At 47.7% G+C, this 11726-nt stretch carries 1 protein-coding gene; it reads left to right on the top strand.

The annotated features are described in order from the left end of the window. A partial coding sequence (locus AC5V8P_RS05710; RefSeq protein WP_495473573.1) for an SDR family NAD(P)-dependent oxidoreductase occupies window positions 1-11716 on the top strand: 11716 nt, incomplete at its 5' end. Between the last annotated feature and the right edge of the window lie 10 nt (window positions 11717-11726).

Raw genomic sequence — 11726 nt, 5'->3', positions numbered from 1 at the left:
GACCAGCAAAGCAGGAATGCTATCCAAAGACGGACGCTGCTTTACTTTTGATGCCCGTGCAAACGGATTTGTCCCCGGAGAAGGGGTCGGCGTCATTTTATTAAAACGGCTCTCAGATGCTATCAGGGACAAAGACTCCATCTATGGAGTTATCCGCGGATGGGGAATGAATCAGGATGGGAAAACCAACGGCATCACCGCTCCAAGTGTAAATTCACAGATTTCACTTGAAAGAGAGGTTTACCGGCGGTTTAATATTCATCCTGAAACGATTTCTATGGTAGAGGCTCATGGTACAGGCACCAAACTGGGCGATCCTATCGAAGTGGAAGGGCTTACCGAAGCTTTCCGTTCCTATACGAGCAAAAAGGGCTATTGCGCGCTGGGATCGCTGAAAAGCAATATGGGCCATATGCTGACTGCGGCCGGGGTGGCCGGCGTAATAAAAGTGCTCCTCGCCATGAAACATCGGCAATTGCCGCCAACCATTAATTTTGAATCCTTAAATGAACATATCTCTTTGGAGGAAGGCCCGTTTTACATTAACACCGGGCTACAAAAGTGGGAGTCCAAACCGGGGACACCCCGGCGTGCAAGCGTAAGTGCTTTCGGCTTTAGCGGTACTAATGCCCATATGGTTATTGAAGAATATGTGCCCGTAACCTCTGAGGTAAAGCTGGACTCCGTGAATCAAGATAACCCAGTTCTATTTGTACTGTCCGCAAAAAGCGAACAAGCTCTGAAATCCTATGCAGCCGATATGATAGACTTTGTCAAATTGCACGAAAGTGTCAATCTGTCGGATCTGACGTATACCCTCCAAGTAGGTAGGGAAGCCATGAACTGGCGACTCACGTTTTTGACAGATTCAAGAGAAAATCTGATCGATGAACTAGAGCATTTTGTAAATGGAAACTCGTCGGACAAGGTGTTAACCGGACAAGTGGACGATGCTAGAGACAAAATCGAGCTTTTTGAGTCGGACAAAGATACCGTGCCTCTCGTTCGGACCTGGCTTCAGAATAAAAGGCTTGATAAAGTGGTCAAATTATGGGCCAGTGGCGCAAATATTGAATGGGACGCGCTTTATGGAGCCATTAAGCCCCAGCGAATCAGTCTGCCGACCTACCCCTTCGAAAGGGAACGCTATTGGTTGTCTGAGATTGACATGGGACAGGAAAATATAAACTTGGCGATGACCTCCCAAATTCACCCTTTGCTGCATCAAAATACTTCCGATCTCTTTGGGCAGCGCTACGCCTCCATCTTTACAGGCCGGGAATTTTTCCTGGCGGATCACCGAGTCATGGGCCAACCGACATTACCCGGGGTAGCTTACCTTGAAATGGTGCGGGCGGCTGTAGAAGCAGCGGCGGGGGATGTTATGGAGGGTGAGACCTACACCTATATTCGACTAAAAAATGTAGTATGGGCTCAGCCGGTTGTTGTAGCCAACAAACCGATTAGGGTACACACCAGCCTATTTCCTCAGGACGATGGAGCGATTGCGTTTGAAATATACAGCGGGGTAGAAGAAGACGCCGCAGGTATAATACACAGCCAGGGGATAGCTATTTTGGAGAGAACAAATGATCCGCAGTATCTGGACCTCAACGTCTTACGGGCTGGATGTACCCGCAGTTCACTATCTTCAGACCAATGCTATGAAGCTTTCAGAGCCATAGGAATAGACTATGGATCAGGACACCGGGGGATTGAGACTATCTTTCGGGGAGAGGATTATGTGCTTGCAAAGCTGTCTCTTCCATCTGATGTATCTCATACCCAAAGCGAATTTGTGTTACATCCGGCTATGATGGATTCAGCCTTGCAGGCCACAATTGGCTTAGTGATGGATCGGGAAGAGCATGTGCCTGAGGGCAAGCTTTCAGTACCCTTTGCTTTGCAGGAAATGGAAATATTCGAAAAATGCACTTCTGTGATGTGGGCCCGGATTTCCAGACATGCGAGTGAGGAGACACTAAATGGATGGAGCACGGTACATATCGATCTCTGCGACGAGACCGGGAAAATTTGTGTGCAGCTCAAAGGACTTTCATCTAGAGAGCTGGAAGAACAGGCAGTCTTCGTTGAGAATGTGGGCACACTCATGCTGGAGCCGGTCTGGGTGGAAAAGGCAGTCCACGCAGGAAAAAACGCGTTCGACGATACACGGCATACAGTGGTTTTGTGTGAATTTGGAGGTATCGCCGTGGAGGATATTGAAGCCCGTATGGACGGTACACGCTGCATTGTTTTACAGTCCTCGGGTACTGATTTGGATGCGCGGTTTGAAGACTACACTATTCAGATATTTGAAGAATTGCAAACTATGATGCTGGACATACACAAACCCAAAATTTTGCTGCAAATTGCAATCCCTGCCCGAAATGATCAACAGATGTATTCCGGGATTTTTGCCATGCTGCAATCCGCCCAAAAAGAAAATCCAAATATTAAGGGTCAACTGCTAGAGTTTGATGCAAAGACTAACACTGAGGGGATTATTGCAAAATTACAAGAGAACCGAAGCGACCAATATGGTGAACGGATACGCTATCATGGCGACAAACGACAGGCTTTAAAGTGGCAAGAAATTGAAACCTTGCGTGAAGATGCAGTCCGGCCATGGAAAGATGGTGGGACCTATCTCATTACTGGCGGTCTAGGCGGTCTGGGACTGATTTTTGCCAGAGACATTGTGTGTAATGTGAAAAACTCCACCGTCGTACTGGCAGGACGATCACCTCTGTCGGCGGATAAGCAGACCTTGTTAAGCGGATTGGTAGCGCTGGCGCTGGATGGCCATATAGAGTACAGACAGGTGGACGTGGGTCAAAAAGAATCGGTCACCGGGTTAATTGATGACATTGTCGGGCAATTTGGCGGTCTTAATGGTATTTTGCACACTGCAGGAGTGATCCGGGATAACTTCATTATCAAGAAGACGATCGAAGAAGTTAGAGAAGTGCTGACTCCCAAAGTCTCAGGATTAATCCATTTGGACCAGGCGAGCAGTTCCTTGCCTCTGGATTTCTTTGTTCTGTTTTCTTCCGGCGCCGGGAGTCTTGGCAATGTAGGGCAGGTTGACTACTCTGCTGCCAATGGTTTTATGGATGCCTATGCTTCTTACCGAAATGCTTTGGTGGCAGACCAGCAGCGCCAAGGGCACACGCTGTCGATCAACTGGCCGCTATGGAAGGATGGGGGCATGCATGTCGATGAGGAAACAGAAAAGGCGATGCAAAGTCTGGGCATGGTCGCCATGCAAACGGAGAATGGAATAAAAGCTTTGTATAAAAGCTTGGCTTCGGGTAAAAGTCAGGTCATGGTTATTGAAGGATATCCTCAAACGATTAAGGCGGCCATTCTTGGACAGCCTTCGGGAACAGAGACTTTAGACCGTTTTGGCATGGAAGACAGGAGAGCTCCGCTTATCGATGAAGAATGGCTAAGGGAAAAAGCTGAAGACTATCTGAAAACAATACTATCGGCTGTAATCAAGCTGCCGGTTGAAAGTATAAATGTAAATGCACCTATGGACAGGTATGGGATTGATTCCATACTGGTCATGCAGCTCACGAATGAATTGGAGAAAACGTTTGGCTCTCTGCCGAAAACATTATTTTTTGAATACCATAATCTCCGCTCATTAACAGGATATTTTCTTGAATCGCATCGCGGCCGGCTAGAGGACATTTTAAAAGAGGAGAAGAATACATCTTCTCATAAAGTGGCGAACATGCCTGCAAAAGCAGCACTAGAACCTTTGCCTTCGATAGCTGCGGGTCGCAGACGTACATGGCCTCTCTCAATAGAGATGCAGTCCCGTCAGGAAAAGAAAGGCTTGGACATTGCCATTATCGGAGTATCGGGAAGATATCCGGGGGCGGCAGATACCGACGAGTTCTGGAAAAATCTAAGGGATGGGAAGGACTGCATTACTGAGATTCCTAAGGAACGCTGGGACCACAGTCTGTACTTTAATGAAACCAGAGGGAAGCCTGGGAAAACCTACAGCAAGTGGGGAGGGTTCATTGATGGGGTGGACTTGTTTGACCCGCTGTTTTTCAACATTTCGCCAAGAGAAGCGGAAACGATGGACCCTCAGGAGCGTCTATTCCTGGAATGCGTGTATGAAACCATAGAGGATGCAGGCTATACGCGGGAAACGCTTTGTTCAGACCGAGGACTTGGCGGCATGGAAGGCAATGTTGGCGTTTATGTCGGAGTGATGTATCACGAATATCAGCTTTATGGAGCTCAGGAACAAGCTAAAGGGAATATGCTTGGACTTCTCGGAAATGCCTCGGCGATTGCCAACCGCGTATCGTATTATTGCAATTTTCAAGGACCAAGTATCGCTGTGGATACGATGTGCTCTTCGTCACTGACAGCAATTCATATGGCTTGTCACGGACTGCAGCATGGAGAATGTGAACTGGCGGTTGCCGGGGGAGTCAACGTCTCTGTTCACCCTAACAAATATCTATTGCTTGGACAGGGAAGCTTTGCATCAAGCAATGGGCGGTGTGAAAGCTTTGGACAAGGTGACGGCTATGTGCCAGGAGAAGGAGTCGGATCTTTGCTGCTCAAGCCACTGGCCAAAGCTATAGCAGACGGAGACCAGATATATGGCGTTATAAAAGGTACTGCGGTGAATCATGGAGGAAAAACCAATGGATATACCGTACCCAACCCTAACGCACAGGCCAGCGTGATTGGGCAGGCCATTCAGGAGGCGGGAATCCACCCTAGAGCCATTAGCTATATAGAGGCGCATGGGACAGGAACTCCACTGGGTGACCCAATTGAGATTGCAGGCTTACAAAAAGTATTCCGGGATTATACCAGAGACAAGCAGTTCTGTTCAATTGGGTCTGCCAAGTCTAATATCGGACATTGTGAGAGCGCAGCTGGTATTGCCGCGGTGACAAAGGTGCTGTTGCAGTTAAAACATCAACAATTGGTGCCTTCGCTGCATTCAAGCAAGTTAAATCCCAATATCGATTTTAGTGATAGTCCGTTTAAAGTTCAGCAGGAATTAGAGGAATGGAAAAGACCTGTCTTATCTATAGATGGTGAAATCAAGGAGTACCCAAGGATGGCAGGGGTCTCAGCCTTCGGGGCAGGCGGATCTAACGCGCATATGATAATCGAAGAATACATTCCAGCAGAGACTGCTCAGCTGCAAGCTGCTCCTGCGTCTCTTAATCCTGCCATGATCGTGCTATCGGCCAAGAACAAGGACAGGCTGAACGAGCAGGCGCAAAGATTACTATCAGCCATTAGAGAGCTGGACGACCTGCATATAGGTATCGCAGATATCGCCTACACGCTGCAGATCGGACGAGAAGCAATGGAAGAACGGCTGGCGATCATCGCCACATCCATCCAAGAGCTGGATTGGAAATTGGACAGCTTCCTGCTGGAAAAGGTAGGTATAGAGGAATTGTATAGAGGGCAGGTAAAGCGCAACAAAGGAGGTTTGGTCACCCAGGAAATTGATGAGGATATGGCTAAAATGGTGGATGCATGGGTGAGCAAGGGTAAATATGGAAAGCTCGCCGAGCTCTGGGTGACGGGACTGTTGTTAGACTGGAACAGGCTGTATGGGGAAGTAAAGCCTCGCAGAATTAGTTTGCCAACCTATCCTTTCGCCAGAGAAAGCTATTGGGTGCCTGTAAATCAGGTGAAGAACGATGGCACAACAACTGCTCTAGGTCAGTCCTCATTTTTGTCACCTTTATTGCATCACAACACTTCAAACTTCTTGAAGCAGCGGTTCAGCTCAACGTTTACTGGCGAGGAGTTTTTCCTCAAAGATCATATGGTAAAAGGCCAGCGGGTTCTCCCAGGTGTCGCTTATCTTGAGATGATACGGGCGGCTGTGGAACGTTCTACAGGAGATGAGGACAACTGCGTAACAGGAATCCGGTTGAAAAATGTAAACTGGATTCGGCCAATTGTTGTGGGAGATCGGCCATTGTCAGTACACACCGGACTATTCCTGGAAGACGACGGAAAAATCAGCTTTGAAGTATACAGTAAGCAAGAAGGAGGCGATAGCGGACATACCGTGCACAGCCAGGGCAATGCAGTGCTGTTGAATGTGGAACAAACCCCGATGCTTAATCTAGAGGCATTACAGGCAGAATTTGATCCACACGGATATGAGGGGGCGCGCTGCTACGATATCTTCCGAAAAATCGGAATGGATTACGGCCCAGCCTTCAGATGTGTGGAGAAAGTGTACACACGTCCGGGCATGGTACTGGCCAAGCTGGCATTGCCCTCCATGCTCTCCGATTCGGCTGACAGCTTTGTTCTTCACCCTAGCTTAATGGATGCAGCCTTGCATGCATCCATTGGATTGATCATGGGCCAAGATGGAGGGATGCCAGGCAGCACAGCACAGGATACGGCTCACATGCCATTCGCTCTTCAAGAGATCGAAATCCATGGGGGATGCACCTCAACCATGTGGTCGTTGATTCAATATAGCGAGGGTAGCCAGAAAGAGAACAAGGTACAGAAGCTTAATATTGACTTGTGTGATGAGGAAGGGAGCGTATGTGTCAGAATAACAGGATTATCCACCCGAGCGCTGGACGGAGATTTTCGCTCTGAGCATGCCCAAGGCGCAGTCACAGGAGATCATGCTGCCGACCCGCTTGCAGGAGCTGTCATGCTCATCCCCAAATGGGACCCCGTTGCGCTTAGAAAAGAATCAGCTTTCCCATCTTCAACAGACCGAATGGTCATTGTTGGTGGTACGGATAAAGTTAGACAGGCTATCCTGGAATATTATCCGAAGGCGCATTTTTTGGAGCTTCAGGCGCAGGATTCCATCGAAACGGTTGCTTCAAAGGTTGAAGAATATGGAGCCGTTGACCATATTTTATGGATTGCACCTACTATGTCTGTCGAATCGGTCACTGCTGAATCCTTGATTGAGGAGCAGGAGGCAGGAGTCTTGCTCTTCTTTAGAATGGTCAAGGCGCTGCTCCTGCTAGGGTATGGAACGAAAAAGCTAGGCTGGACAACTATAACCACTCAGGCTCAGTTGATCGATCAGGAAGATACAGTCCACCCGGCTCACGCAAGTTTACATGGGTTGGTAGGCACGATGGCCAAAGAATATCCAAACTGGAAAATTCGTATCATAGACCTGCAATCTGACTATGACTGGCCGTTATCTGAACTATTTACGCTGCCTTCAGACCGCCAGGGACGGATGTGGGTATTTAGAGGCGGGCAGTGGTATCGCCAGCAGTTAATCCCGTTTAAGCAGACTCCAGACCCAAAAGGAGAGACGCTGTACAAAACCGGAGGCGTCTATGTGGTTATCGGTGGTGCAGGCAACATCGGAGTGGCATGGAGCAAGTATATGGCCTCGACCTATCAGGCCCAGATGGTGTGGATAGGCAGAAGGTCAAAGGGTGCATCCATTCAAGCTAAATTGGACGAATTTAAAGGCCTCGGGCCTGTTCCATGCTATATTACGGCAGATGCAGCAGATGAAAGGTCGCTGCAGGGGGCATATGAGGAGATAAAGCAGCGTTACTCCAAGATCAACGGCGTAGTCCATTCTGCTATTGCTTTTTTGGAGAAGGGATTGGAAGACTTGACTGAGGAAGGGCTTCGGTCCGGACTTTCGGCAAAGGTCGATGTCAGTGTACGCATGGCTCAGGTTTTCCAAAATGAACCGCTGGATTTTGTGTTGTTTTTCTCTTCTATTATTGCCTATGTCAAAAATCCGGGGCAAAGTAGCTATGCTGCTGGATGTACATTTAAGGATGCATTTGCACGGCGGCTTTCACAAGAATGGCATTGTCCGGTGAAAGTCATGAACTGGGGATACTGGGGAAACGACGAGAACAATGCTTTCCCAGACAGGCAGCAAGAGGTAGAAAATTACTCAAGACTAGCGCAGATCGGCGTCGGACTTATTGAGCCTCAAGAGGGAATGGAGGCCCTTGAGACGTTGCTTGCTTCACCACTGGATCAAATGGGACTGATGAAAACAACAAAGCATTTGGAGTTGGAAGGGACTAATCCGGCAGAAGTCATTGACCTGTACCCACACAATACGGATCTTCAGGATATACAAGAAAATATTGCTGCAGTAATCAAATCAAAAGCCCGGTTTGCCGAGGAATATGCGGCAGAGGATGCTGGTAGCTTGCAGGAAAGGGAATTGGAACTCCTTCTGGGCAAGCTACTGCAGGAGCAGCTTTTGTCCATGGGGCTGTCAGGGACAGATCGTCAATCTGTCGACGAGTTTAAACATAAGCATCAACTGCCTGAGTTATATGGCAAATGGCTAGGAGAGAGCGTGAAAATTCTGGCACGGATGAATGATGCCTTTTCAGGTGGAAACGATTCCAGCTCGACTTATAGAGAGGATGTCTGGCAGGAATGGGAAGAGCACAAGCATACATGGCTGAAATATCCGCAGATGCGAGCAAGGGTACATTTGGCTGAGACAACGCTGCAGGCTTTGCCTGAAATTATCACTGGCAAATGTCCTGCGACAGAAATTATGTTCCCTAATTCCTCTATGGAGCTGGTGGAAGGGATTTATAAGAACAGCCTGGTCGCCGACTATTTTAATGAAGTTCTTTCCGATACGGTCGCGGCCTATGTTCAGCAGAGAATGATGACCAACTCCGCTACAGAAATTAGAATTCTCGAAATCGGAGCGGGCACCGGAGGAACCAGTAACACCGTATTCCTCAAATTACGACCATATCGCAAACACATTCAGGAATATTGTTATACCGATATTTCGAAGGCCTTTTTAATGCATGCGGAAAAAGAGTACGGGCCAGAAAATCCGTATCTCAGCTATCGAATATTTAATGTGGAAGAACCTATTGCTGGACAAGGTATTGATGCGGGGAAATATGATATTGTCATTGCTGCCAATGTACTTCATACGGCGAAAGATATTCGCCAGGCATTACGCAATGCGAAAGCGGTTATGAAAAGCAACGGCCTGCTTCTATTAAATGAACTCATGGGCAGTAGCGTGTTTACCCATCTTACCTTCGGATTGCTGGATGGCTGGTGGGCGTATGAGGATTCGGAATTGCGTATTCCCGGCTGCCCTGGACTGTATCCTCACGTGTGGAAAAGCGTTTTGGCCAAAGAAGGCTTTCACACAGCGTTTTTCCCGGCGCAGGAGGCGCATGATTGGGGCCAGCAGATCGTTGCAGCCCATAGTGACGGTTTGGTTCGGCAAAAGCGACAATCAAAACGGAAATCCATATTGATAGAGAATAGGACCATTGAAGTGGAATCAGTGAAACATCTAGCTCAGCCCAAAAAAGAGGCGGTACAGGCAGAATCAGAAAATGTGCTGCGCAACAAAAGCACGGCTTACTTTAAAAATTTACTGGGTGAGACGCTAAAAATGGAACCGGGTAGCATCGACTCGACAGTTGCCCTGGAAGAGTATGGGATCGATTCGATATTAGTTGTGCAAATCACCAATGTTTTGCGTGAGGTCATCGAGGATTTTGCCAGCACCCTGTTTTTTGAGTACAACACCATAGATGATCTGGTTACGTACCTGCTTCAAACGCAAAAAGATTCGTTAAAGAAGCTGGTAGGTATGGAGGAGACCGAGATGAGCGAAGAAACTTCCAGAGTGGAAGAGGTCCCCGTTCCACAGGTAATCGATATTGCCCCAATGAGGTTTGCACGGGAAGGACGCTTCTTTAAGCCGTCTGTCAGCAAAGCTAAAACGCCGACGGAGCATTCTTCTACTATCAGCGAAATTGCGATTGTGGGCTTGTCAGGACGTTATCCAGGAGCTCGTAATGTGGAGGAATATTGGAACAACCTGAAAGAAGGCAAAAACTGCATCACTGAAATTCCGAAAGACCGTTGGGATTGGAAGACCTACTTTGACGAAGAAAAAGGAAAACGAGGTACCATCTATACCAAATCAGGCGGTTTTATCGATGGAATCGATTTATTTGATCCGCTATTTTTCAAAATTTCTCCTGCAGAAGCCGAAACTATGGACCCGCAGGAACGGCTCTTTCTGGAAGCCGCATACGCAAGTATAGAGGATGCCGGATATACCCCTGCCAATCTTTGTGCGAGTCGAAAAGTGGGCGTATTTGCGGGCGTAATGAATGGAAATTACGGTTTGGGGCCTCAATACAATTCCATTTCCAATCGGATATCCTATCATTTGGATTTCCAAGGTCCAAGTATGACCATCGATACGGCTTGTTCTTCCTCATTGACAGCTATCCATCTGGCTTTGGAAAGTCTGTATAGCGGTATCAGTGAGTGCGCTATTGTCGGAGGGGTCAATTTGATCGTAGACCCAATCCACTATATTAAGCTGTCAGCAATGACCATGCTTTCGAAAACTGGCGAATGCAAATCATTCGGAGATCAAGCGGATGGTTTCGTTGATGGGGAGGGCGTCGGCGCCATCGTGTTAAAGCCGCTGGAAAAGGCTATTGAAGATGGTGACCATATTTATGGTGTCATCAAAGGGAGCATGCTCAATGCCTCAGGTAAAACCAGTGGTTATACCGTGCCTAGCCCTCAAGCTCAATCCCAGCTGATTGAGGATGCGCTTCGACGTTCGAATGTTGATGCAAGAACCATCAGTTATATTGAAGCCCATGGAACGGGCACGGCTTTGGGAGATCCTATTGAAATTGCCGGATTAACTAGGGCTTTTGAGAAATTCACACAAGACAAGCAATTCTGCGCCATAGGGTCGGTCAAATCCAATATTGGTCACACCGAGAGCGCAGCAGGCATTGCAGGAGTAACTAAAATATTGCTGCAGCTTAAGCATCGCCAGTTAGTGCCGTCCTTACATTCTAGGAAGTTAAATCCTGAAATTCATTTCAACAATACTCCTTTTGTCGTTCAGCAGAGCCTAGAAGAGTGGAAGAGACCGATAATTACAACGGATGGAATCGCTCAGGAGTATCCGAGACGGGCTGGAATATCGTCTTTCGGTGCAGGTGGGGCCAACGCTCATATTGTGATTGAAGAGTACATTCCCGAGGTTCAGGAGCCGTCAGGAATCGAACCTGATTCTCAGGGACCTGCCATGATCGTGCTATCAGCCAAGAGTGAGGAACAGCTTAAGGAAAAAGGGCACCAACTGCTTGAGGCTCTTCAGGGTCAGCTATCCTCTGCCAGCCTATTGGATATTGCCTATACGCTCCAGGTGGGACGCGAACCGATGGAGGAGCGTATAGCCATGCTGGTGAATTCAATTACAGATCTTGAGGAGAAATTAAAGGAATTCGTGGACGGACGCCACCAAATGCTCAACCTGTATAGAGGTCAGGTAAAACGCAACAAAGAAGCGTTGTCCATTTTTACGGGGGACGAAGACCTGCAACAACTAATTGAACATTGGATTTCCAAGAGAAAATATACAAAGCTTCTGGAGCTATGGGCCAAAGGGCTAAATCTGGATTGGGAAAAACTTTATACGGGGAAGGTACCTCGCCGTATCAGCCTGCCAACCTATCCATTTGCTAAAGAGCATTATTGGACATCTGTAAGTAAGGATCAATTAAAAGCCTATGCATTACTGCCGCAAAATGAAAGCAATGTAGATTTTGATGATCAATTGTGCGGCAGACTCTTGGACGAAATGATGAACGACGCCATGTCTGTTGATGAGGCCGCCAATGAAATCTTCAATATATTCATACGTAAATGAGAAGTTTCTA

The sequence above is a fragment of the Paenibacillus sp. N119s genome (assembly GCF_059447605.1).
Note: the sequence above shows the minus strand (reverse complement) of the source record. Positions and strands in the feature narration are given on the sequence as shown.